General features: G+C 64.3%; 21 protein-coding genes. 8 read left to right on the top strand and 13 right to left on the bottom strand.

All coding sequences use genetic code 11. From position 1 onward, the window contains the following. The first annotated feature begins 172 nt into the window (after positions 1-172). Together YP76_RS04105 and YP76_RS04100 are read left to right on the top strand one after the other, a co-directional pair. Entirely contained in the window at positions 173-1,246 is a 1,074-nt protein-coding gene (locus YP76_RS04105; RefSeq protein WP_046762284.1) for a phytase, read from the top strand. A gap of 80 nt (positions 1,247-1,326) precedes the next feature. Beyond that, positions 1,327-2,643, top strand: coding sequence for an acetyl-CoA hydrolase/transferase family protein (locus YP76_RS04100; protein ID WP_046762283.1), 1,317 nt, complete (start codon positions 1,327-1,329; stop codon positions 2,641-2,643). A gap of 323 nt (positions 2,644-2,966) precedes the next feature. Here the strand turns inward: YP76_RS04100 and YP76_RS04095 are convergent, their stop codons facing one another. From YP76_RS04095 to queF, 3 genes are all read right to left on the bottom strand, one after another. After that, a complete protein-coding gene (locus YP76_RS04095) occupies positions 2,967-5,630 on the bottom strand; it encodes a M1 family metallopeptidase (RefSeq protein ID WP_046762282.1) in 2,664 nt (887 codons plus the stop codon). Positions 5,631-5,822: 192 nt separating this feature from the next. After that, the gene (locus YP76_RS04090) at positions 5,823-6,116 is read right to left on the bottom strand and encodes a GIY-YIG nuclease family protein (RefSeq protein WP_269748610.1); all 294 of its coding nucleotides are present in this window, start codon (positions 6,114-6,116) and stop codon (positions 5,823-5,825) included. 57 nt (positions 6,117-6,173) lie between these two features. After that, positions 6,174-6,632 (bottom strand): preQ(1) synthase, encoded by a 459-nt coding sequence (gene queF / locus YP76_RS04085; protein ID WP_046762613.1) that lies wholly within the window; start codon positions 6,630-6,632, stop codon positions 6,174-6,176. 102 nt (positions 6,633-6,734) lie between these two features. Between queF and YP76_RS04080 the strand changes: the two genes are divergently transcribed. From YP76_RS04080 to YP76_RS04055, 6 genes are all read left to right on the top strand, one after another. Next, positions 6,735-8,003 (top strand): hypothetical protein, encoded by a 1,269-nt coding sequence (locus YP76_RS04080; protein ID WP_046762612.1) that lies wholly within the window; start codon positions 6,735-6,737, stop codon positions 8,001-8,003. Positions 8,004-8,066: 63 nt separating this feature from the next. Next, entirely contained in the window at positions 8,067-8,927 is an 861-nt protein-coding gene (locus YP76_RS04075) for a sulfurtransferase (RefSeq protein ID WP_046762280.1), read from the top strand. After that, positions 8,924-10,147, top strand: coding sequence for a cystathionine beta-lyase (gene metC / locus YP76_RS04070; protein ID WP_046762279.1), 1,224 nt, complete (start codon positions 8,924-8,926; stop codon positions 10,145-10,147). Before YP76_RS04075 ends, metC begins: the two co-directional genes overlap by 4 nt. Then, on the top strand, positions 10,144-11,400 hold the full coding sequence (locus YP76_RS04065) for a mechanosensitive ion channel family protein (protein WP_046762278.1): 1,257 nt from the start codon (positions 10,144-10,146) through the stop codon (positions 11,398-11,400). The genes metC and YP76_RS04065 overlap by 4 nt, the downstream gene beginning before the upstream one ends. A 256-nt stretch (positions 11,401-11,656) precedes the next feature. Further along, positions 11,657-12,427: a TorF family putative porin gene (locus YP76_RS04060; RefSeq protein ID WP_046762277.1), complete on the top strand. Its 771-nt coding sequence runs from the start codon at positions 11,657-11,659 to the stop codon at positions 12,425-12,427. Between the two features lie 104 nt (positions 12,428-12,531). After that, entirely contained in the window at positions 12,532-13,041 is a 510-nt protein-coding gene (locus tag YP76_RS04055) for a sterol desaturase family protein (protein WP_046762611.1), read from the top strand. A 403-nt stretch (positions 13,042-13,444) separates the two neighbouring features. Here the strand turns inward: YP76_RS04055 and YP76_RS04050 are convergent, their stop codons facing one another. The 10 genes from YP76_RS04050 to coxB form a co-directional block, all read right to left on the bottom strand. Further along, positions 13,445-14,326 carry a class I SAM-dependent methyltransferase gene (locus YP76_RS04050; protein ID WP_046762276.1) on the bottom strand — a complete coding sequence of 294 codons (882 nt, stop codon included), beginning with the start codon at positions 14,324-14,326 and terminating at the stop codon, positions 13,445-13,447. Positions 14,327-14,329: 3 nt separating this feature from the next. After that, on the bottom strand, positions 14,330-15,730 hold the full coding sequence (gene thrC, locus YP76_RS04045; protein ID WP_046762275.1) for a threonine synthase: 1,401 nt from the start codon (positions 15,728-15,730) through the stop codon (positions 14,330-14,332). A 56-nt stretch (positions 15,731-15,786) separates the two neighbouring features. Next, positions 15,787-16,422 carry an SURF1 family protein gene (locus YP76_RS04040; RefSeq protein ID WP_084733008.1) on the bottom strand — a complete coding sequence of 212 codons (636 nt, stop codon included), beginning with the start codon at positions 16,420-16,422 and terminating at the stop codon, positions 15,787-15,789. Further along, positions 16,419-16,829: a DUF983 domain-containing protein gene (locus YP76_RS04035; protein WP_046762274.1), complete on the bottom strand. Its 411-nt coding sequence runs from the start codon at positions 16,827-16,829 to the stop codon at positions 16,419-16,421. Before YP76_RS04035 ends, YP76_RS04040 begins: the two co-directional genes overlap by 4 nt. Positions 16,830-16,900: 71 nt before the next feature. After that, positions 16,901-17,731, bottom strand: coding sequence for a cytochrome c oxidase subunit 3 (locus tag YP76_RS04030; RefSeq protein WP_046762273.1), 831 nt, complete (start codon positions 17,729-17,731; stop codon positions 16,901-16,903). A 35-nt stretch (positions 17,732-17,766) separates the two neighbouring features. Continuing rightward, positions 17,767-18,342, bottom strand: coding sequence for a cytochrome c oxidase assembly protein (locus YP76_RS04025; RefSeq protein ID WP_046762272.1), 576 nt, complete (start codon positions 18,340-18,342; stop codon positions 17,767-17,769). Further along, complete coding sequence (locus tag YP76_RS29010) at positions 18,342-18,473, bottom strand: hypothetical protein (protein ID WP_269748609.1); 132 nt, start codon at positions 18,471-18,473, stop codon at positions 18,342-18,344. Before YP76_RS29010 ends, YP76_RS04025 begins: the two co-directional genes overlap by 1 nt. After that, on the bottom strand, positions 18,470-19,390 hold the full coding sequence (locus YP76_RS04020; protein WP_046762271.1) for a heme o synthase: 921 nt from the start codon (positions 19,388-19,390) through the stop codon (positions 18,470-18,472). The genes YP76_RS29010 and YP76_RS04020 overlap by 4 nt, the downstream gene beginning before the upstream one ends. 120 nt (positions 19,391-19,510) lie before the next feature. Then, the gene (gene ctaD, locus YP76_RS04015) at positions 19,511-21,178 is read right to left on the bottom strand and encodes a cytochrome c oxidase subunit I (RefSeq protein WP_046762270.1); all 1,668 of its coding nucleotides are present in this window, start codon (positions 21,176-21,178) and stop codon (positions 19,511-19,513) included. 18 nt (positions 21,179-21,196) lie between these two features. Further along, positions 21,197-22,204: a cytochrome c oxidase subunit II gene (gene coxB / locus YP76_RS04010; RefSeq protein ID WP_046762269.1), complete on the bottom strand. Its 1,008-nt coding sequence runs from the start codon at positions 22,202-22,204 to the stop codon at positions 21,197-21,199. Positions 22,205-22,423: the final 219 nt, after the last annotated feature.

Below are 22,423 nucleotides of genomic sequence, written 5' to 3'. Positions count from 1 at the left end.
CTGTTGGACCAGCCTGTCGAAATGGCTTGGCGGGGCTCCTAGGGCGGGCGGAATACAAGCGCATGAAACTATGGTGACAGATCAGTGACATGGAGACCGATATTTGCGCCCAGCCTGTCACATTGCCGTCATGGAGCGCGTCCAAGAGGCGCCCCGAAACGGGGGAACATCCATGACCAACCGCCCATCTGCTGCCCTTTGTGCCACCCTTCTGCTCGGTGCCTGCGCCGCCACGGCGACCGAACCGCCCCTGGCCCAGCGCATCGCCAACGCCGCCCCGGCCACGACCGTCACGGCACGGGGGGAAACCGCGCCGGTCGGCACACCCAATGCGGACGCGGCGGACGATCCGGCAATCTGGCGCAACGCCGCCAACCCCGCGCAAAGCCTGATCGTCGGCACGGACAAGAAGGCCGGGCTCTATGTCTACGGCCTGGACGGCAAGACCCGCGACTTTCTCGATGCCGGCCGGGTCAACAATGTCGACCTGCGCGACGGCGTGACGATCGAAGGGCGGAACGGCATCCTCGTCGTCGCCAGCGACCGCAACGATGTCGCCCATGCCAAACTCGCCCTCTTCCGCCTCGATCCCGCCACCGCCAAACTCTCTGCGCTGGGCAAAGTCGATGCGGGTGCGGGCGAGGCCTATGGGATCTGCCTCTATCGCGCGCCGGAAGCGACCTACGCCTTCGTCGTGCTCAAGGACGGCACGGTGAACCAGATCGCGCTCGATACCTCCGGCGCGGCCCCTTCGGGCAAGATCGTCCGCACCATGAAACTCGGCACCCAATCCGAAGGCTGCGCGGTCGATGACCGTACCGGCATCCTCTATGTGGCGGAGGAGGATGTCGGCCTCTGGCGCTTCGACGCCCGACCGACCGGCTCGATCGCCCCCACGAAGATCGCCGCCGCCGACGGCAAGAACCTTGTCATGGACGCCGAAGGCGTCGCCATAGCACCCATGGGCGAGAAGGACGGCTATGTCCTCGTTTCCAGCCAGGGCGACAACGCCTATGTCGCCTATCGCCTGAGCGACGACAGCTATGCCGGCCGCTTCCGCGTGGTCGACGGCGCCATCGGCGGGTCGGAGGAAACCGACGGCATCGACCTGATGCTGGGCGATTTCGGCCCTGGTTATCCGGGCGGCCTCTTCGTCGCGCAGGATGGCCACAACGCCACGGCCGCCCAGAATTTCAAGCTGGTCGCATGGGATGATATTGTGCAGGCGTTGGGTATAGACCGCTGACGCCTGCCCGGATTCGACTTTCGTCGCGATTGCGCTTCGGTCCCAACGGCGCGAATATCCCCGAAAGCCGGGAGAGCATCATGTCCACTACAGAAAATTACCGCGCCAAGACGATGACCGCCGCCCAGGCCGCCGCCCTGATCCCCGATGACGCGAAGATGGTCGTCGGCCTCGGCGTCAGCTACCCGCCCGCCCTGATGGACGCGCTGGCCGATCGCGTCCGCTCCGGAACCCTCACGGGCGGCACGCTCTACTGCATGCTCGCCTGCGCCATCGCCAGCAAATCGATCCTCGCCCCCGACCTCCACGACCGCATCCGCCATGTCAGCCTGTTCCACGGCGGCGTCGAACGCAGCACCGACGCCCTGCGCAATGACACGATGCAAAGCCTGGTCGAAACGCTCCCGGTCCAATTCCACCAGATACCCCGCATCCTGACCGAACATCTGCATGCCGACACGCTGTTCGTCACTGTCTCGCCGATGGACGCCGACGGCTATTTCAGCCTGGGCACCAACACCGACTATGCCCTTGCCGTCGCGCGCAGCGGCGTCCGGCTGGTCGTGGAGGTCAACCCCGCCATGCCCACTGTCCATGGCGACTGCAAAATCCCGCTCTCGGCCATCACCGCGATCGTCGAGAACCATGTCCCGCTCGTGCAGATTCCCGCTTTGCCCCGCACGTCCAATGACGAAGCCATAGGCGCCATCATCGCGGACATGGTGGAGGACGGCGCCTGCCTGCAAATGGGCATCGGCGCGGTGCCGGACGCCGTCTGCGCCGCGCTGATGCATCACCGGAACCTCGGCATCCACACCGAACTGCTCTCCCCCGGCCTCGTCAGGCTCATCCAGGCGGGGGTGGTCGACAACAGCCGCAAGCCCATCCACACGGGCCGATCGGTCTTCACCTTCGCCATGGGCGACCAGAGCCTCTACGACTTCCTGCACGACAATCCAGCGCTTGAGGCGCATCCGGTCGAATATGTGAACGCCCCGCACGTCATCGCCCGGAACGACCGCATGATCTCGGTCAACGCCACGATTCAGGTCGACCTCAGCGGTGCCTGCAACTCCGAACATATGAACGGGCGCCAATATAGCGGCACCGGGGGCCAGCTCGACTTCGTGCGGGGCGCCTATGCGGCGAAGGGCGGCCGATCGATCATTGCCTGCCACTCGACCGCGGCGAAGGGGAAAGTGTCGCGGATCGTGCCCTGGCTCGACGGCCCCGTCACGACGCCCCGCACCGACACGCACATCGTGGTCACCGAATATGGCTGGGCCGACATGAAGGGCAAGACGCTCTCCGAACGGGCCCGCGCGCTGATTGGGATCGCGCATCCCGATTTCCGGGAGGAACTGGAACGCGGCGCGTTCGAGCGGCGGCTGCTCTAATGTGGTGGATTTGAAATATGCCTCATTCGGATCACTAGAGCGCGCTGCGCTAAATCGTACGCGAGCCGCACGCTCTAAGCTTTTGTTGTCGCATCGCTTTAAGCGCAAAACCGGTTCCCACTTTTGCGCACGATGCTCTAGAACATGTTCCGATTGGATTGAAGCGGAACATCCCCTGATTTTCTTTGTTTGCCGCGATTTCCGAGCCGGGGAATGTTCCTTTTCACGCGAAATCGCTCTGGCTCATCTATCATCATCCTTTCCGTGAAGGCAGGAATGACTGTAAAAAATAGGGCGGTGGATCACTCCACCGCCCCCTCATCTCACTTCTTCGCGAACCAGGCCGTCAGCGCCGGCTTCAACCGCGCCCGCGTCTCGATCCTCGTCTTGATCGCGGCGATGGAACGATCCACCACCTTGCGCGATTCCGGCGTCAGATACTGGGTCGCATAGCCATCCAGCTTCGTCACCATCGCCGGATCGGCCGAATTCCCGCCCAGCCGCGCAATCGCCTGGCTTCGCGCCGACACGTCGATCATCGCCTCATATTGCGCCCGATGCGCCAGCACATAGTCGACCGCCAGCATCGAATGCTCAGACCCCACGGCGGAGATGATCGCCGCGCTCGTCGTCTTGCCCGGTTCGTCGGTCATGGCGAGGTCCAGCGCCTTGGCCGCCAGCTTCTCATCCTTGGCGACGCCCAGCAGCGCGAAGGTCGTGCTCTTCTCCAGATCCGACTTCGCCCCATTGGCCAGGCCCCGCAGCTTGTCCCAGGTCGCCGCATCGGCATTTTCGGCAATGATCCGCAGCCACACATTGCGCAGCGGTCCATCGAGCGCCGCCGGATTGCCCGCCAGCGCGGCAAAACGCTTGTTCGCTTCGGCCACCACGGCCTTGTCCCCCATGCCGCCCAGCGTCGACACCAGCGCCGAACGCAACACCGGCACCTGCGGATTTTCACCGGGCTTGGCATCGAAACCAACGCTCGCCAGCACCGGGCTCAGCTTCTTCGTCGCATAAGCCGCGACCCGCGCCTGCGCCGCCTTGTCGCTTTCCAACATGGTATGCGCGCTGTCGAGATAGCCCGGCACCTCCGCCAGCACGGCGGGGCTGGCGTTCGACGGCACCGCATCCACCAGGTCGAGCGCAAGGCCCATCGGCTGATAGCCACCCAGCCCGAGCTGGAAATTATCCGCCAGCAGGCCGATCTGGTCCATGGACGCCAGCTTGGTGAAGTCCTTTGCCAAGGCCTTGACGTTCGCCTCCGGATAGAGCGAGCGATAATAGCCCGTCTGCCCCGCATTGATGACATAGGCGCCGCAGCCCGGCAGCGTCACCTGCGCCGATCCGTTCAGGATCAGCCGCTGCTGCGCCGCGCCGACGGTCTGCGCCATGACGGGCACATTCCATCTGAGGGGGGTCTTGTCCTTGCGGTCGCGGCTGAACTCGCCTTGGGACAATGACAGCACAGTCGAACCGCCCTGACATTGCGCGCTCTCCACCTTCACCAGCGGGATGCCCGGCTGGCTGGTGAAATCATGCGCGATGCCGACCACACCCTTGGCGCCCGCGCCCTCGACCGCCTTCCACAGATCGTCGGTCACGGTGTTCCCATAGGCGTGGCTCTTCATATAGGCGCGGATGCCCGACCGCCACGCATCCTCCCCGGCAAAGCCCTCCAGCATGGTGATCACCGCCTCACCCTTTTCATAGGTGATGTCGTCGAACGCCTGATTCACCTCATCCACGGTGTGGATCTTCTGGAGGATCGGGTGGGTCGTCACCAGCGAATCCAGGCTCATCGCGCGCTCGCGGCCGTTGACGCGGGAGAGCAGCATTTCCCATTCGGGGTTCAGCTTGTCGGTGACCTTGGTCGCCATCCAGCTCGCGAAACCCTCGTTCAGCCAGAGGTCGTCCCACCAGGCCATGGTGACGAGGTCGCCGAACCATTGATGCGCCATTTCGTGCGCGACGATGGAATATATGGTCCGTCGCGTGCTTTCCGACGTGAAGCGCGGATCGACCAGCAAGGCACGTTCGAAGGTGAAGATCGCGCCCCAATTCTCCATGGCGGAGAAGAACTGGCTCTGCCCCGGCCCGGCGACATTGTCGAGCTTGGGCAGCGGGAAGGGCACACCGAAATAATCGTTATAATAAGGCAGGATCGCCGCGGAAGCGTCCAGCGCCAACTGCGCCTTGCCCGTATTGCCCCTGCCGGTGATCACGCCGACCTCGGTCGCGCCCGCCATCTTGGTGGCGCGCTCCAGTTCACCCAGACCGAAGAACAGCAGATAGGATGACATTTTCGGACTGGTGCCGAACGTCACCAGCTTCTTGCCGGCGGCGGCGTCGGTGCTGCTCTCGACCGGCATGTTGCTGACCGCAAGCTGGTCGGCCGGGATGACGGCGGAAAGGTCGAAGGTCGCCTTGTAGCTCGGCTCGTCGAAGCTCGGCACGAAGCGGCGGGCATCGGGCGCCTCGAACTGGGTGAACAACGCCCGCTTCGCTTTGCCTGCATTATCGGTATAGTCGAGCGCGAACAGCCCGTTCGCCTGGGTGTTGATGATGCCCGCATAGTCGATCGCGAGCGTGTAGCTGCCCGGCTGGACCGGCTTGCCGAAATCGAAGGCCACGGTCTGCGCCTCGGCGTCGATCTTGGCGGTTCCCTTGACCGCTCCCCCCCTCTTTGCGCTGCCTTTCGCCGGGGTCAGCGCGACGCTGTTCACCGTCAGGTCGGCCGCATTCAGCACCAGAGCGGGCATGGCCCGTGTGACGATGATATCGATCGTCGCCTTGCCGCTGAATTTGAGGTTCGCCGCATCGGGCGTGACCTGGATCGCATAATGGCTGGGCGCGGCGCCCCGCGGCAACTGGGTGGTGACGCCGGCGGCAGGCCCGGCGGGCGCAGCCGTCTGCGCCAGCGCGGGCACCGCCATGGCCAGGGGCGCAGCCGCCAGCATCAGCGGAAGAATTTTCGAGAAGGGCATGAGGTTCGCAACTCCGACAGGTTGGAACGGCGCGGCTGAAACATGGCGCGCCTGGATGACAGGGGGATCGACCCTTTCGGCCCACCGGTCAAGCCGGGCGCCCTGTCGCCGATGTCGTTGGTCGAAGCTTGTTGTTCGTTTGTCAAACAAAGTCGATCATCGTCATCCCAGCGAAAGCTGGGATCTCAGGTCCTATACGATGAACGCGAACAAATCCCGCCATTCAGGATTGCTCTCCTCGATCAACCGAATCTTCCAATTCCGCTTCCAGGCTGTCAACGCTTTCTCCTGCGCAATGGCATCCTCGACGCGGCCATGCTCCTCGGCCAGCACCAGCCGGTGCAGATTATATTTCCGGCAGAAATCCGAACCGACACCGCGCCGATGCTGATCAACCCGCGCGGCGAGATTGCTGGTGATCCCTACATACAGCACGCCACATGGCTTGTTGGTCATGATGTAGGTCCAGCTTCGCCGCTCCGTCACGCATTGCCTCCTGAGATGCCAGCCTTCGCTGGCATGACGTCGCGTGACGACGGACAGCTAACCCCGCCCGCGATATCCCGGCACGTCCTGCGCCGGCAGCCACAAGCCTGCGGGCGGCTCGCCCGATTGCCAGAACACATCGATGGGAATCCCGCCGCGCGGATACCAGTAGCCCCCGATCCGCAGCCAGACCGGATTCATCTCCGCGAACAGCCGCTCCCCGATCCCCACGGTGCAATCCTCGTGGAACGCCGCATGGTTGCGGAACGAGCCCAGGAACAGCTTCAGCGACTTCGATTCCACGATGGTCGCGGCGGGCGCATAATCGATCACCAGATGCGCGAAATCCGGCTGCCCCGTCACCGGGCAGAGCGAGGTGAATTCCGGCGCGGTGAAGCGCACCAGATAGGGCTTGCCCGGCCGGGGATTGGGCACATAATCGAGCACCGCGTCTTCAGGGCGCGACGGCAGGGCGCTGGTCTGACCCAGATGGAGGGGAATCGGCGTATCAGTCATGGGCAGGCCATCTACGCGATTGCACGGCATATGTCATCGTCACCCCTCTCTTGCCTTTCGTTCACGGCGGGTTCACTTGGGCGGATGCCTTGGCTGCATCCCATGGGGTCCCGTCGCTTTCTTCTGTCCGCCCTGCCGCTGCTGCTGGCCACGCCCGCTTTCGCCCAGCAGGAAAACGGCACGGAGCCGGTCTTCAACCTGCCCCGTGAGAAGCCCCAGACGTCCCCGGACAAGCAAGGCCCCGAACTCGACGTTTTCCGCGGCGCCCCGGCAACGGTGACGCCGCCGCCGGTCGTCACACCGACCATTCAGCTGCCGCCGCCGGTCAGCACCGCCCCTCAGCCCGCCCCCCGATCGCAACCGCAACGCCCCGCAACGCCGCCTCAAGCCGAAACCCGGCCCACGCCACAACCGGCAGCGCAGCCAACGACGCAGCCGACTCCGGCGCGACCGCCCGCGAACCAGACCGCCCCCGCAAGCACCATGCCGGCGTCCGGCGAAACCGCACCGCTCCCCTCCCCGGGCGGGAACCAATCCCTTCCGCCTGCCGGGAACAGCGCGACCCCCGCTCCCCTGGAGGCACCAGTCCCCGTGGCAGAGCCAGCCTTCCCTTGGCCATGGGTCGCTGCCGCAGCCGCCGTCATCGCGCTGATCGGCGCCTTCCTCTGGCTACGCCGCCGCAAGCCGGAGGAAAGGGAGGAATCCTTTCACCAACCCGAGCCTGCGCCTCCGCCGCCAGTGCCTCCGCAGCCAGTGCCCCCGCCGTCTGCGCCCCGCCCCGTCCAGCCGAAGGCGGTTCCGCCCCCTCCCCCGGCGCCGACCACGCCTCAAGCGGAGCCCGACACCGCCGACCGTCCCTGGCTCGATCTTGCCATGGAAATACAGGCCGCGCGCCTGACGCTGATGGGCGCGACGATCGGCTACACGCTGACCCTCCACAATCGCGGCACCCATGCTGCGCAGGACATCCTCGTCCGCAGCCTGATCGCCAATGCCGATGCGCAGCAACAGTCGCTGTTCCAGCAATTTTTCGCGGGCGAAACCGGCCTTCCGGTCCATTCCATCGTCTCGATCGCACCGGGCGAGACGCAGAAGCTGAGCGGCGAGATGCGCCTCGATGCGCAGGAGATTGCGGCGATCCGGATGGGCCAGCGCGCCCTGCTGATCCCGGTGATCGCCTTCGACGCGCAATATCGCTGGGCCAATGAGGCGGGCGAGACCCAGGGCGCCGGCCGCACCGGCCGCGCCTTCATCGTGGGGGAGGAACAGACACCGCCGGTCGAGCGGCTCTCCCCTTTCCGCCTCGACCTCGGCCCGCGCCAATATCCCACCCCCGGCAGCCGCGCGACGGCGCTCAGCCTCGCCAGTTAAGTCTCTTCCCACCCGCGTCCACCGCTCCTAAAAAGGACACCGTCACAAAGGGAAAAGAGACGCATGGACATATTGGTTTCCACCGACTGGCTCGCGGCGGAGCTGGGCGCGCCCAATCTTAGGCCCGACCTCAGGATCGTCGACGCCAGCCTCTTCCTCCCCGGCACGCCCCGTGACCCGAAGGCCGAGTTCGAGGCCGCCCATATCCCCGGCGCGACCTTCCTCGATCTTCCCACCCTGTCCGATCCGGACGATCCGCGCCCCGGCATGCTGCCGACCGACGCCTTCATGACCGAGCGCTGCCAGCAACTCGGCATCGACGCCGACAGCCGCATCATCGTCTACGACAACAGCCCCACCCATAGCGCTGCCCGCGGCTGGTGGATGATGCGCCTCTACGGCGTGGGCAAGGGCGCGGCGATCCTCGATGGCGGCCTGCCCAAATGGCTGGCCGAAGGACGCGCCACGCAAAGCGGCATCCCCTCCCCCCGACGCGGCAACGCCATCGCGAAACGCGCAGCAGGACAAGTCCGCACCAGGGAAGATCTGCTCGCCAATCTCGAAACCCGGACCGAACAGGTGCTGGACGCACGCGGCGCCGCCCGCTTCACCGGAGAGGAAAAGGAACCCCGCCCCAGCATGGCTTCGGGTCATATTCCGGGCAGCCGCAACATCCCCTCCTCGGCCTTCTACCATGCCGATAACAGCATGAAGCAGGGCGAGGAACTGCGTCACCTCTTCCTCGACGCGGGCACCGACTTCTCGCGCCCGATCATCACAAGCTGCGGCAGCGGGGTCACGGCGGCGATCCTCCTCGCCGGTCTCGAACTGCTCGGCAAGACCGACGTCACCCTCTATGACGGAAGCTGGTCGGAATGGGGCCTGGACCCCGCCACGCCGAAGGAGACCGGCCCCGCAGCATGAGCGACGATTCCGACAAGCGGGGGAACCGCAAGCCCCTCACCCAACTCGCGCAGGCGGGCCGCAAGCCCGAATGGACCGGCATGCCCGGCCAGCCCGGCGGCATCGTCAGCCCACCCGTCTGGCGCGCCTCGACCATCCTCTATGACGATATCGCGCATCTGCGCGCCGCGGCGGGCCGCAGCACGCATGAACGCCTGTTCTACGGCCGCAAGGGCACGCCCACGAGCTGGAGCCTGGCCGACGCCCTCACCGAGATGGAGCCGGGCGCGGAGGGCACCATGCTCTACCCCTCCGGCGTCGCGGCCATCGCCTGCGCACTCATGGCGGTGCTGAAACCCGGCGACCAGTTGCTGATGGTCGACAGCGCCTATGACCCCACGCGCAATTTCTGCGAACAGATGCTGCGCCCGCTCGGCATGGATACGATCTATTACGACCCGACGATCGGCGCGGCTATCGAAGAACTGATCCCCCCCGCCACTCGCGCCATCTTCCTGGAAAGCCCCGGCAGCCTGACCTTCGAGGTGCAGGACGTGCCCGCCATCGCCGCCATAGCGCGGGAAAAGGGCATCGCAACTCTGATCGACAACACCTGGGCCACGCCCTATTTCTTCCCCGCCCTGGCCCATGGCGTCGACATCAGCATCCTCGCCTGCACCAAATATATTGTCGGCCATAGCGATGTGATGATGGGATCGGTGACGGCCACCCCGGCCTTCTTCCCGAAAATCCGCCAGGCCGCTTATCTGTTCGGCCAGATGACCAGCCCCGACGATGCCTGGCTCGCCGCGCGCGGCCTGCGCACATTGGGCGTGCGCCTGAACCAGCATCAGGCGAGCGCGCTCCAGATCGCGCAATGGCTGTCGCAGCAGCCCGACGTCGCCCGCGTGCTGCACCCCGCCCTGCCCTCCTGCCCCGGCCACGACCTGTGGCAACGCGACTTCACCGGCTCCAGCGGCCTGTTCAGCTTCGTCCTCAAGGGCGGCGACGAAGCATCCCGCGCCGCGCTGATCGACGGCCTTGCCCATTTCGGCATCGGCTATAGCTGGGGCGGCTTCGAAAGCCTGGCGCTCCCGGTCGATCCCGCCCGCTATCGCACGGCCACCGCCTGGCAGGCCGAAGGCCCCGCCGTCCGCTTGCAAATCGGTCTCGAAGACCCCGATGACCTGATCGCGGACCTGGATGCCGGCCTCGCTCGCTTCCGGGCCGCGCGCGGATGACGCCGGGCCTGCCCGATCTGCTGTCCCGGCTGCCCGGCGATCCCGCCATCGTCCATCCCCTGATCGCGCTGGCGCTGGCCGTCATACTCTATCTGGTCGCGGGCGCCGTCTCCCGCTTCGCCTCGCCGCGCCTGCGCCGCCGCTTTCGTGGCCTGGGCGAAGCGCTGGCGGGCCATTTGCGTCCCATCCTGCACCATGTCATCGCCGCCGCCATGATGGTCGTCGCCATCGCCTTCTGGCCGATCGGGGATTTCGCGCATCTGATCCTGGGCGCGGCGCTGGCCCTGTCGCTTTCGCTGCTCGCCGTGCATATCCTGCGCAGCCTCGCCATCCCGCGCCTCGCCGTCCTGCCCATCGCCCTGCTGCTGTTCGTCATGGTCCTTTCGGGCAGCAGCGGCGGCTTCGCCCCGGTGGCCGGCATGCTCGACGGCGTCGGCCTCGACCTTGGCAAGCGGCGTGTCACCCTGCTCGGCCTGGTCAGCATGGCCGCCATCTGCGTCGCGCTGTTCGCCCTGGTGCGCCTGACCAACCGCATCGTCGGGCGCAGCATCACCCGCGCCCATGGCCTGGACGCCACGCAAAAGCTGCTGGCCCAGAAACTGGCCGCCATCGCCGTGGTCGTCGCCGCCTTCTTCATCGGCGTCGACCTGCTGGGCATCGACCTTACCGCCTTCGCCGTCTTTTCCGGCGCGCTGGGCCTGGCGGTCGGCTTCGGCCTGCAAAAGACCTTCGGCAATCTGATCGCCGGGATCATCCTGCTGATGGACCGATCGATCAAGCCGGGCGACGTGATCGTCGTGGGCGACAGCTTCGGCTGGGTGAACAAGATCGGCGTGCGCGCCGTGTCCGTCATCACCCGCGACGGCAAGGAACATCTGATCCCGAACGAGAATCTCATGACGCAGGAGGTGGAGAACTGGTCCTATTCCGACCGCAACGTTCGCGTCCGCATTCCCGTCGGCGTCGGCTATGACAGCGACCTCAGGCTCGCGCAGGACCTCATGCTCCGCGCCGCGCAGGAAAGCCCGCGCGTGCTGCGCAATCCCAAGCCCAATGTCTGGCTCACCGCCTTCGGTGAAAATCGCGTCGAACATGACATATTGGTGTGGATCAGCGATCCGGAGGGCGGCGTCGGCAATGTGAAGTCGGACGTCCTCAACCGCCTCTGGCTGCTGTTCCGGGAGCATGGGATCACCATCCCCTATCCGCAGCGCATCATCCACGCGGCCCGCGAAGGCTCGCGGCCGCAATAGGCTCTGTCCCTACCGTAATTGCGGCCAAAACCGAGCGCCAGGTCCGGGCGCGCCACAATCATGCCTGATTTTGTTGCACGCCAGCAACATTAGGGAAGCAAACGACACGCAACGGCAATAAAATCTTGTGCGCCGCAGCGGGGAAAGGCATCCCTCACTCGTTGAGGCAACCCGGTCCACCCCGTGCAGGGCGACAAGAGACTTGGGACCATGACGCAGGCGGGACGATCGCAGATAACCATCAAGGGGAAAGCATATGCGTAAGTCCATTCTCGGCCTCTCGGCCTCTATTCTGGCATGCGCCCTCGCCGCCGTGTCGGCACCGGCCTTCGCTCAGGACGGGCCCACTCCGGAACTGACCGTCACCGGCAATGCCGCCGTCGTCACCGACTATCGCTTCCGCGGCATCTCGCAGACCGACAAGCGCTTCGCGCTGCAAGGCGGCCTCACCGTGACACACAGCTCGGGTTTCTACGTTTCGACCTGGGGCAGCTCGATCGACGACTATGTCGCCGCTGGCAGCGACCAGGAACTCGACCTGATCGCCGGTTATTCCAAGACCGTCGGCGCGGCTACCTTCGACGTCGGCGTGCTCTATTATTATTATCCGGGTTCGGGCGGCGGTAACACCGACTTCGTCGAGCCCTATGCCTCGATCAAGGGCACCTTTGGCCCCGCTACGGCGAAACTGACCGCCAATTACGCGCCCAAGGCGAAGGCGCTCACTGTCGACGGCGTGCACAAGGAAGACAATCTGTACCTCGCCGGCGACCTGTCGGCCAGCATCCCGAACACCCCGCTGGGCGTGTCGGCGCATCTCGGCCACAGCTTCGGGCCGAGCTATCTGGTTCCCGTCGGCAAGGGTTATACCGACTGGAGCGTCGGCGCGACCTACACCTGGAGCCACCTGACTTTTGGTGTCAGCTATGTGGATACCGACACTCATTTCAGGCCCAATGCCGCCGCCGGCAACTTCCGGGATGCGGCGAGGGGCGGCGTTGTCGGTTCGGTCACCGCGTCCTTCTGATCTCCTGACAAGTCACGAAGAGGGTCGCGATCCACAGGGATCGCGGCCTTTTCCATGCCCTTTTCAGGGTCGCGCGAGCAGACGCCCCGCCCTATAGTGGCATGATGACCGCCCTGTTGCTCGCCCTGATCTTCCTCGCCACGGTCGCCGCGATGGAGGGTTTCGCCTATGTCATGCACCGCTGGGTGATGCATGGGCCGGGCTGGTTCCTTCATGCCAGCCACCATCGCTCCCGTCATGGCATCTGGGAGGCGAACGACCTCTATTTCGTGATCTTCGCCATGCCCTCCATCCTGCTGCTGCTGGGCGGCGTGCAATGGCATTGGGGCGACTGGGCGACAGCGATGGGGGCAGGCATCGCGGCCTATGGGGCCATCTATCTCGGCTTCCACGACATCATCGTCCACCGCCGCGTCGGCCACCGCTATGTGCCTCGATCAACCTACATGAAGCGGATCGTTCAGGCCCACCGCCTGCACCATGCGGTGGAAAGCAAGGAGCACTGCGTCAGCTTCGGCTTCCTCGTCGCGCCCCGCCCGGAAGATTTGAAACGCCGGCTGGGAGAGAAAGGCAAGCCTGTCCTGCGCGCCGCCAAGGGTGATCGGCAAGGGTGAAAGGGGGTGGGAAGCGGACCGCCTGCTTTCCTTGAAATACACCGTGCTCCTGCGAAGGCAGGAGCCCAGTCCCGCCGTCTGTGGATCATCGCACCGTTTGAACTGGGCTCCTGCCTTCGCAGGAGCACGATGCGCTTAACGGCTGAGAATGACCGCAACTGGCCATCTTCAGACCGTCATACGAAATGAAGGTGGCCCAAGGGCAACAGCTTCCCCGAAAAACGTCCTATTTCTCCAACAGGCCTCGATTCACCCTGTCCTATTCCGGCCCCACCGCTCTACCCCGCATCCCTCTTTGAAACGTCCGAAATAACCCGCCCTCGCACACGCGCGCCCAGGCACGCGCGCGCATACAGTGTGAACTTCGATGCAGAAATGGCCAAAATCCGCCGCTTATTTCAGCTCAACGGCTCCACCGCGCCCAGATCGCGGTCGGCAGTTCCAGCTCCCGCGCCTCTTCGCGCACCGCCAGTTCGCCCGCTTCCACGGTCCCCGGCAGATCGGCAAAGGCCTGCCTCAGCAACTCGCCGATCGCCAGCGCCGACATGCGCACCGCATAGACCGTCAGGAACAGGAATCGGCTGTCGGCATCCAGCAACTGCCGGCAATGGGCGATCAGCCCCGGCAGATCCTCTTCCAGCCGCCAGACCTCGCCATCCGGCCCACGTCCATATTTGGGCGGATCGAGCAAGATGCCGTCATAGCGCCGCTCGCGCCGCACCTCACGCGACACGAACTTGGCCGCGTCATCGACGATCCAGCGTACCGGCCGGTCCTCCAGCCCCGACAGCGCCGCATTGGCGCGCGCCTGTGCCACCGATTTCTTGGAAGCGTCGACATGCACCATCTGCGCGCCCGCCGCCGCCATCGCCAACGTGCCGACGCCGGTATAGCCGAACAGGTTCATGATCTGGGGCTGATCCCCGGCGCTGATCTTGTCCGCGATCTTGCCCCGCATCCAGCCCCACACCGGCGCCATGTCGGGGAAGAAACCCAGATGGCGAAAGGGTGTGCAACTCGCCTGGAACGTCACCTCGTTCCAGTGCAGCGGCCAGCCCTCGGCCGGCACGGGCCGTTCATAGAACCAGCGTCCCCCACCTTCCTCATCGGAACCGGGCACGAATTCGCCGTCTGCGCGCCAGTCTTCCTGCGCTGGCGCCCACATCGCCTGCGGCTCCGGCCGGATGAAGCGGAAACGGCCATAGCGCTCCAACTTGCGGCCATGGCCCGAATCGATCAGACCGTAATCGGACCAGGGTTCACCAAGGAGGGTTTGAAGGTTCACCCCTCAAGCCCTCGGCGTCGCCCGCTCCGCGACATAGGCGGTGACCGCGTCGAAAGTGCCGGGCAGCTTCGCATAGGCCTCTTCCCGCGCGAACAGATCGCCCACGCGCGACGGCAGCGACGGACGAATGCCCGTGGCCCGCTCGACCGCCGTGGGGAACTTCGCCGCATGCGCCGTCGCCAGCGTGACCACCGGCACCGACGGGTCGAGATCGATCGAGCGTGCCGCCGCCAGACCGATGGCGCTGTGCGGATCGATCACCTGCCCTGCCGCGTCATAGGCCCAGCGCATCGCCATGGTCATGCCGTCGGCGTCGACCCGCGCCGAGGTGAAGAGCGCCGACGCCCCCTCCCGCTGCGCATTGGTGAGGCGCATCGCCTTGCTCGCCTCGAATCCCTTCATCTGTTCGGCAAGCGCCTTGCCATCGCGTCCGCCCGCGTCGAACAGCAGCCGCTCGAAATTGGAACTGACCTGGATGTCCATGCTGGGCGTCGCCGTCGCCACCACCTGCCCCTGGCTGTAATCGCCTTCGGAAAGGGCGCGGTGGAGGATGTCGTTGACATTGGTGGCGACCATCAGCCTGGCGACCGGCAGCCCCATCTGCGCGGCGACATAACCCGCGAAGACATCGCCGAAATTGCCGGTCGGCACGGAAAAGGCGATCGCCCGCTCCGGCGCGCCCAGGCGCACGGCGGCGTAGAAATAATAGACGACCTGCGCCATCAGCCGTGCCCAGTTGATGCTGTTCACCGCCGACAGGTTGAAGCGGCGCGCGAAGGCCGCATCGTTGAACATCGCCTTCACCAGCGCCTGCGCGTCGTCGAAGCTGCCATCGATGGCGATATTGTAGACATTGGGCGCCAGCACCGTGGTCATCTGGCGGCGCTGGACGTCGGACACACGGCCTTCCGGGTGCAGCATGAAGATGTCGATCTTCTCCCGACCCGCGACGGCATCGATCGCCGCCGAACCGGTGTCGCCCGACGTCGCGCCGACGATGGTCAGATGATCGTCCCGGCGCGAGAGGAAGCGTTCGAACAACTGGCCCAGCAGTTGCAGCGCGACGTCCTTGAACGCCAGCGTCGGTCCGTGGAACAGTTCGAGCAACCAGTGCCGATGGTCGAGTTGCACCAGCGGCGTCACCGCATCATGGCTGAACCGGCCATAGGCGGCCGTGCACAGCTCGCGCAGTTCCTCCTCGCCGAGCGACCCCGCGACGAAGGGCGCCATGACGCGCACCGCCGTTTCGACATAGGACAGGCCCGCCAGCGCGCGAATATCCTCCGCCGAAAAGCACGGCCAACTTTCCGGAAGATAGAGTCCGCCATCGGACGCCAGCCCGGCCAGCGTCACATCCTCGAACCCGAGCGCAGGCGCGCTCCCCCTGGTGCTCACATAGTGCATGATGGGGTAGCCCGGTAGCGCTGGACGCGGCTTCGGGCAAGCTTTTCCGTAGCGCGCTATCGAGGATCGACCGGCGGTGTTCGCTTGGCAAGCGCCAGCAGGTAGATGATCACGGCAATGGCAGCGAAGAAGAACCATTGCCCGGCATAGGCAAGATGGTTGTTCGGCACATCCGCCGCGGTCGGCGGCGCCAGCGGCTTGAGTCCCGGCACCGGCTCCCCAGCGATCAACATCGGCCGCAACGGCATGGCCTTGCCGCTGATCCGGGACAGCAGCGATCGATGATCCGGTTCCTCGCCGATCCATCCGCGCATCTGCCCGCCCTGCCACTGAGGCTTGGCATCGGGCCTCGCCGAAACCCCCGCGGCGACGAGTATGCCCGGACCTTCCGCCCCGGTTGCGCAGTCGGCGATGTAGCGATAGCCGGTCGTTCCATCGGCTGCCCGCCCCGCCTCGCTGTGCCATCGGATCACGTGCAGGCAGTAGGCAGAGGAGCGGCGGAACAGTTGTTCGGACGGCACGGGCGAAAAGGTCGGAAAGGCGACAGGGGGCCGAGCCGGGTTGGACGCGACCAGCGCAAGCATCGCTTCTTTCTCCGCCCGCCGTTGCAACTGCCAGACGCCCAGGCCGATCATCACGACCACCGCAGCCGCAACGATGAGCGTCGGCAGAAGGGGCAAACGGCGGATCACTGGTCCCGCTTCCAGGCTTGCAGCCGTCCCTCGCACGCCTTGTTGCGATATTCCAGGATCAGCAACATGCCTTTCGCCACCCGCAGGCTGCCGACGACGGCGAAAACCGTCAGCGGCGTCCAGAGCAGAATGTGCAGCCAGAGCGGCGGATGGACCTTCAATTCCAGCACCAGGGCCATCGCCACCATCGCCGCACCAATGATCAGGGTGAGGAACGCCGCCGGGCCGTCCCCCACATTGAACTGGCCATAATCAAGTCCGCAGGCGCGGCAGGATACGGCAAAGCGGACTGGACCGACAAAGAGGGTGGCGCTACCGCATTGGGGACATGCGCCGCGCACGGCCGCGGCCAGCAGGGGCTGCGACAGGCCGGGATCGGGATCGGTCGATGGCATCGGATCAGGCATAGGACCGCCTTTCCAAAAAGAAAACGGCCGGATCACAACCGGCCGTTTTCATCCAGATCATTAACGGCGCCTCAGCCGCCGTGTACCGGCGCGCCCCAGCCGCCCCAGACATAGATGGCGACGAAGAGGAACAGCCATACCACGTCGACGAAATGCCAGTACCAGGCTGCCGCTTCGAAACCGAAATGCTGGCGGGGAGTGAAGTCGCCCTTATGCGCGCGGATCAGGTTCACCAGCAGGAAAATGGTGCCGATCAGGACGTGGAAACCGTGAAAGCCGGTCGCCATGTAGAAAGCCGAACTATAGGGGCTGCCGCCGAACGGGAACGGCGCGTGGGCATATTCATAGGCCTGGATAGAGGAGAAGAGCACGCCCAGGATAACGGTGATCGTCAATCCCTTCTTCAGCCCCTCGCGGTCGCCATGGATCAGAGCATGGTGCGCCCAGGTGACGGTCGTGCCCGAGCAAAGCAGGATCAGTGTGTTGAGCAGCGGCAGCTCGAAGGCGTTCATCACCTCGATGCCCTTCGAAGGGAACATCCCCTCGATCGGCGCCAACTGGCTCGGGAAGAGCGAGAAGTCGAAGAAGGACCAGAACCAGCCCACGAAGAACATGACTTCGGAAGCGATGAACAGGATCATGCCGTAGCGCAGGTGGAGCTGAACCACCGGCGTATGATCACCCGCATGAGCCTCGCTGATCACATTGGCCCACCAGCTGTACATGGTGAACAGCACACCCGCGACGCCGATCAGGAAAACCCAGCCACCACCGGCGGGCATCGCATCGGGATGCATCCACATGATCGCGCCGAAAGCCATGACCAGAGCCGACATGGAGCCGAAAAAGGGCCAGATGCTGGGCGGAAGAATATGATAATCGTGGTTCTTGGCGCCTGCCATGACGTTCTCATCCCCGTTCGCGTTATGATATTTGCTTAGCTTGGCTTTTTATCCTGCTCAACAGGATAGAAGGTGTAGCTCAGCGTGATTTCCTGGGTGTCCTTATTGTCCGAGTCCGTCAATATCTTCGGATCGACATAATAGATCACCGGCATGCGGACCGCTTCTCCCGGCTGCAAGGTCTGCTGGGTGAAACAAAAACACTGGATCTTGGTGAAATAGGCTCCCGCCTGCAAGGGGGTGACATTGAAGCTCGCCGTACCGGTGACCGGCTTATCCGACATGTTCCTGGCCAGAAAGATCGCCATGTTGCGCGCGCCGACCGTCACTGTTTGCGTGGGATGTTCCGGACGAAATTGCCAGGGCATGCCGGGCGCCACATTGGAATCGAAGCGAATCGACATGCGATGTCCGACGGCCTCGCGCACCAACACATCGGCGGAGGCCCGCTGGGTGGTACCACCAAAGCCGGTACGCTCGCAGAAAATCCGGTAGAGCGGAACCGAAGCGAAGCCCAGGCCCAGCATGACCAGACCGACGATAGCCATCCCGATCATGGTCCGCCGGTTGCGCCGGTCCCGGTCGAAGGGAGAAGGAGGCAGGCTCGCCATCAATGCCCTCCGCCGATCTTGGCGATGGTGATGGCGTAGAAGAGAATGACGAGCGCGCCGAGCAAAAGCCCCGTCACGATGGCGCGGGATTTCTGACGGCTCCGGATCTGCCGGTTTTCATCGGGGGTCATATGAACATCCACCGGTCGACCACGACCGCCCCGAACAGTAGGAAAAGATAGAAAACCGAATATTTGAACAGCCGCTTTTCCGGCCCCATCCGTACTGGATCACTTTCGCGATGGCGCAGGACCTGAAAGGCAAAGACAACGAAAAACGCCGTGCCAACCAGGGCCACCGCACCGTAAATCGGGCCAGTCAGTTGCAGCACCACCGGCGCCATGGCTGAAACCCCCATGATCGCAGTGTAGAACCAGATCTGACGTCGGGTGGCGACCTCGCCCGAAACGACCGGAAGCATGGGGATCCCCGCGGCGGCATAGTCGGTCTTCACGAACAAGGCGAGCGACCAGAAATGCGGCGGTGTCCAAAAGAAGATCAGCATGAACAGCGCTATCGGCAATGCGCTGATATCCCCCGTCACCGCTGCCCAGCCAATGACCGGGGGGAAAGCCCCCGCGGCGCCGCCTATCACGATATTCTGCGCGGTCCGCGGCTTCAGCCAGATGGTGTAGACAAAGACATAGAAAAGAATCGATACTGTAAGCACGGCAGCCGCAAGCCAGTTGGTCGCGACCCCCATCAGCAGAACCGAGAAGAAAGACAGACCCACACCGAAGTGCAGCGCCGACTGTCGATCCATCCGGCCCGCAGGGATCGGACGATTGGCCGTGCGCTTCATCTTCCCATCGATATCGGCCTCATACCATTGATTGAGTGTCGCGGCCGCGCCAGCGCCCAGCGCGATGCAGAGAATCGCCGTGAAACCCAGGATCGGATGAATATGGCCCGGCGCCGCGAGTAAACCGCATAGCCCGGTGAAGACCACCAGAGTCATCACACGCGGCTTGGTCAGCGCGACGAAATCGCGCCAATGAGCGGGGATCGTGGGAGCCGATTGCCCGGCCCTGATCGGCGAACTTGCCATATTCTCCTCATGCGACAGCCCGGCGTCGATATCTGCGCCGGACTGTTCCAGGTTAGGGTTTGGGCCGCCCCATACGCCAATCCCGGCATTCCGGCAAACCGGAACACCGGGATATTGCCATCAGTCGATGACCGGCAATGTTTCGAACTGGTGGAACGGCGGCGGGCTGGACAGCGTCCATTCCAGCGTCGTGGCACCTTCACCCCAGGGATTGCCTTCCGCCTTCTTGCCGGCGACCAGCGACCAGACAAGGTTGACGAAGAAGATCAGCATGCCCGCAGCCATGATCTCATAGCCGTGGCTGGCGACCTTGTTCCAATAGGCGAAGGCCTCCGGATAGTCGGGGTAACGACGCGGCATGCCCGACAGACCCAGGAAGTGCATCGGGAAGAACAGCATGTTTACGCCGACGAAGAACACCCAGAAGTGCAGATGGCCGAGGAATTCATTGTACATCCGGCCCGACATTTTCGGGAACCAGTAATAGAAGCCCGCGAACAGGCCGAACACCGCGCCCAGCGACAGCACATAGTGGAAGTGCGCCACCACATAATAGGTGTCGTGCAGCACGTCGTCAACGCCACCATTGGCGAGCACCACGCCGGTCACGCCGCCCACGGTGAAGAGGAAGATGAAGCCCAGCGCCCAGACCATCGGGGTCTTGTAGGTGATCGACCCGCCCCAGATCGTCGCGATCCAGGAGAAGATCTTGATGCCGGTGGGCACCGCGATCACCATGGTCGCGGCGGTGAAGTACATCTTCACGTTCACCGACATGCCGGTGGTGAACATGTGGTGCGCCCAGACGACGAAGCCGACCACGCCGATCGCGACCATGGCGTATGCCATGCCGAGATAGCCGAAGACCGGCTTGCGGCTGAAGGTCGAAACGATCTGGCTGATGATGCCGAAGCCCGGCAGGATCATGATGTACACTTCGGGGTGACCGAAGAACCAGAAGAGATGCTGGTACAGTTCCGGATCGCCGCCGCCGGCGGCATCGTAGAAGGTGGTGCCGAAATTGCGGTCAGTGAGCAGCATGGTGATCGCGGCGGCCAGAACCGGCAGCGCGAGCAGCAGCAGGAAGGCAGTGACCAGCACCGACCAGACGAACAGCGGCATCTTGTGCAGGGTCATGCCCGGCGCGCGCATGTTGAGGATGGTGGTGATGAAGTTGATCGCGCCCAGGATCGAGCTGGCGCCCGCGATGTGCAGCGACAGGATCGCCATGTCGACCGCCGGCCCCGCCGACCCGCTGGTGGAGAGCGGGGCATAGACCGTCCAGCCCGTGCCCGCGCCGTTACCGGTGCCGCCGGGGAAGAAGGTCGAGCCGAGCAGCAGGGCAAAGGCCGGGATGAGCAGCCAGAAGCTGATGTTGTTCATCCGCGGGAATGCCATGTCCGGCGCGCCGATCATGATCGGGACGAACCAGTTGCCGAAGCCGCCGATCATCGCGGGCATCACCATGAAGAACACCATGATGAGGCCGTGGGCCGTGATCAGCACGTTCCAGAGATGATAGGCCTGGTCCAGCGTCGCTTCGGGACCGTCGCTGAACTGCGCCCAGGTCTGAAGATACTGGATGCCCGGTGCGGCGAGTTCCGCGCGCATCAGGCCCGAGATCGCGCCGCCGATGATGCCAGCGATGATCGCGAAGATCAGATAGAGGGTGCCGATGTCCTTGTGGTTGGTCGACATGAACCAACGCTGGAAGAAAGCCGGCTTGTGATCGGCGTCATGATGCTCATGAGCATGATCGCCGTGATGATCTGCGGTAATGGTGGTCATGGCGTCTATGCCCTTACATCAAATCTTGGCGGGGGCGGGCGCAGCAGGCTGCGCCGTCGTGGCCGTGCCGGCGCCCTTGAGCTTGCCGCCCTGCGACAGCACCCACTGGTCGAACTGCGCGGGTTCCAGCGCCTCGATCGCGATCGGCATGAAGCCGTGGCGCGCGCCGCAAAGCTCGGAACACTGGCCATAATAGACGCCCGGCTTCTCAATGGTGAAGCTCTTCTCATTGAGGCGGCCCGGCACCGCGTCCATCTTCACCCACAGTGAAGGAACCGCGAAGCTGTGGATCACGTCCGCGCCGGTAATGATCAGCTTGATCGGACGGCCGACCGGAAGGACCAGACGATTGTCGGGCGCCAGCAGATAGGGTTCGCCATTGGCTTCCGCCTTTTCCTTCGGCAGCATGTTGGAAACGAATTCCGGAACGCCGTTGTCCGGATATTCATAGCCCCAATACCATTGATAGCCCGTGACCTTGACGGTCAGCGCATCCTTTGGCGCAGGCTTGTACTGGTCGGCCAGCAAACCGATCGATGGCACGGCGATCACCAGCAGGATGACCACCGGCACCACCGTCCAGATCACCTCGATCACCGTGTTGTGCGAAGTCTTGGACGGCGTCGGATTGGCGCTGCGGCGGAAGCGCACCATCACATAGAGCATCAGGACCAGGACGAAGATCGAGATGATGGTGATGATCGGCAGCAACATCACGTCATGCAGCCAGCGTGCCGTGTGGCCCGTCGGCGAAAACTGCTTCTGAAGGGTGATTTCACCCGGCATCGGCATGCCGATGCCCAAGGTCGGCTTCATGCGCGGCGGCGCGGCGACCTTTTCCGCCGGAGCGGCTTCGGCGGCGGGTGCCGCCGCGTTGCTGGCCGAATCGGCGGCCGCCGTCGTTTCATTCCCGGCGGCGGGTGCCGCGACCGCAGCATTTTGCTGAGCCAGTGCCGGACCGTTCATCGCGAGTGCCGGCGCAAAGGCCAACAACCCGGCGAGGACGAGCGATTTCACCTTTTCCATAGCGTCTTCTTACCCCGTAACCCCTTGGCGCCGCTGCAACGAAGATCCATGCATGAATATGCCTCCCCCCGCTCGTTTCGGTCCGCCACGGCTTATAAGCATCGTTTTTTTCAGCCTCAACCTTCCCCAACCAGATTTTCTTCGCTGTTGCAACGCCTAGTTGGTGAGCCTATCTCGCTCCCCGCGCACAGGGGCGCGATCATGGGGTGACCCGTGGCA

Origin of the sequence: Sphingobium chungbukense (assembly GCF_001005725.1) — a bacterium.
Classification (GTDB): Bacteria; Pseudomonadota; Alphaproteobacteria; order Sphingomonadales; family Sphingomonadaceae; genus Sphingobium; species Sphingobium chungbukense.
This window is presented reverse-complemented; position numbering and strand designations above follow the sequence as displayed.

What these genes read in the sequence shown, in the direction of transcription:
- metC (WP_046762279.1), top strand. Translation starts at nt 8,924, where the DNA reads ATGAGCGACGATTCCGACAAGCGGGGGAACCGCAAGCCCCTCACCCAA.
- YP76_RS04075 (WP_046762280.1), top strand. Translation starts at nt 8,067, where the DNA reads ATGGACATATTGGTTTCCACCGACTGGCTCGCGGCGGAGCTGGGCGCG.
- YP76_RS04105 (WP_046762284.1), top strand. Translation starts at nt 173, where the DNA reads ATGACCAACCGCCCATCTGCTGCCCTTTGTGCCACCCTTCTGCTCGGT.
- YP76_RS04030 (WP_046762273.1), bottom strand. Translation starts at nt 17,731, where the DNA reads ATGGCAGGCGCCAAGAACCACGATTATCATATTCTTCCGCCCAGCATC.
- YP76_RS04065 (WP_046762278.1), top strand. Translation starts at nt 10,144, where the DNA reads ATGACGCCGGGCCTGCCCGATCTGCTGTCCCGGCTGCCCGGCGATCCC.
- YP76_RS04025 (WP_046762272.1), bottom strand. Translation starts at nt 18,342, where the DNA reads ATGGCGAGCCTGCCTCCTTCTCCCTTCGACCGGGACCGGCGCAACCGG.
- YP76_RS04100 (WP_046762283.1), top strand. Translation starts at nt 1,327, where the DNA reads ATGTCCACTACAGAAAATTACCGCGCCAAGACGATGACCGCCGCCCAG.
- YP76_RS04060 (WP_046762277.1), top strand. Translation starts at nt 11,657, where the DNA reads ATGCGTAAGTCCATTCTCGGCCTCTCGGCCTCTATTCTGGCATGCGCC.
- queF (WP_046762613.1), bottom strand. Translation starts at nt 6,632, where the DNA reads ATGACTGATACGCCGATTCCCCTCCATCTGGGTCAGACCAGCGCCCTG.
- thrC (WP_046762275.1), bottom strand. Translation starts at nt 15,730, where the DNA reads ATGCACTATGTGAGCACCAGGGGGAGCGCGCCTGCGCTCGGGTTCGAG.
- YP76_RS04080 (WP_046762612.1), top strand. Translation starts at nt 6,735, where the DNA reads ATGGGGTCCCGTCGCTTTCTTCTGTCCGCCCTGCCGCTGCTGCTGGCC.
- YP76_RS04095 (WP_046762282.1), bottom strand. Translation starts at nt 5,630, where the DNA reads ATGCCCTTCTCGAAAATTCTTCCGCTGATGCTGGCGGCTGCGCCCCTG.
- coxB (WP_046762269.1), bottom strand. Translation starts at nt 22,204, where the DNA reads ATGGAAAAGGTGAAATCGCTCGTCCTCGCCGGGTTGTTGGCCTTTGCG.
- YP76_RS29010 (WP_269748609.1), bottom strand. Translation starts at nt 18,473, where the DNA reads ATGACCCCCGATGAAAACCGGCAGATCCGGAGCCGTCAGAAATCCCGC.
- YP76_RS04035 (WP_046762274.1), bottom strand. Translation starts at nt 16,829, where the DNA reads ATGCCTGATCCGATGCCATCGACCGATCCCGATCCCGGCCTGTCGCAG.
- YP76_RS04020 (WP_046762271.1), bottom strand. Translation starts at nt 19,390, where the DNA reads ATGGCAAGTTCGCCGATCAGGGCCGGGCAATCGGCTCCCACGATCCCC.
- ctaD (WP_046762270.1), bottom strand. Translation starts at nt 21,178, where the DNA reads ATGACCACCATTACCGCAGATCATCACGGCGATCATGCTCATGAGCAT.
- YP76_RS04055 (WP_046762611.1), top strand. Translation starts at nt 12,532, where the DNA reads ATGACCGCCCTGTTGCTCGCCCTGATCTTCCTCGCCACGGTCGCCGCG.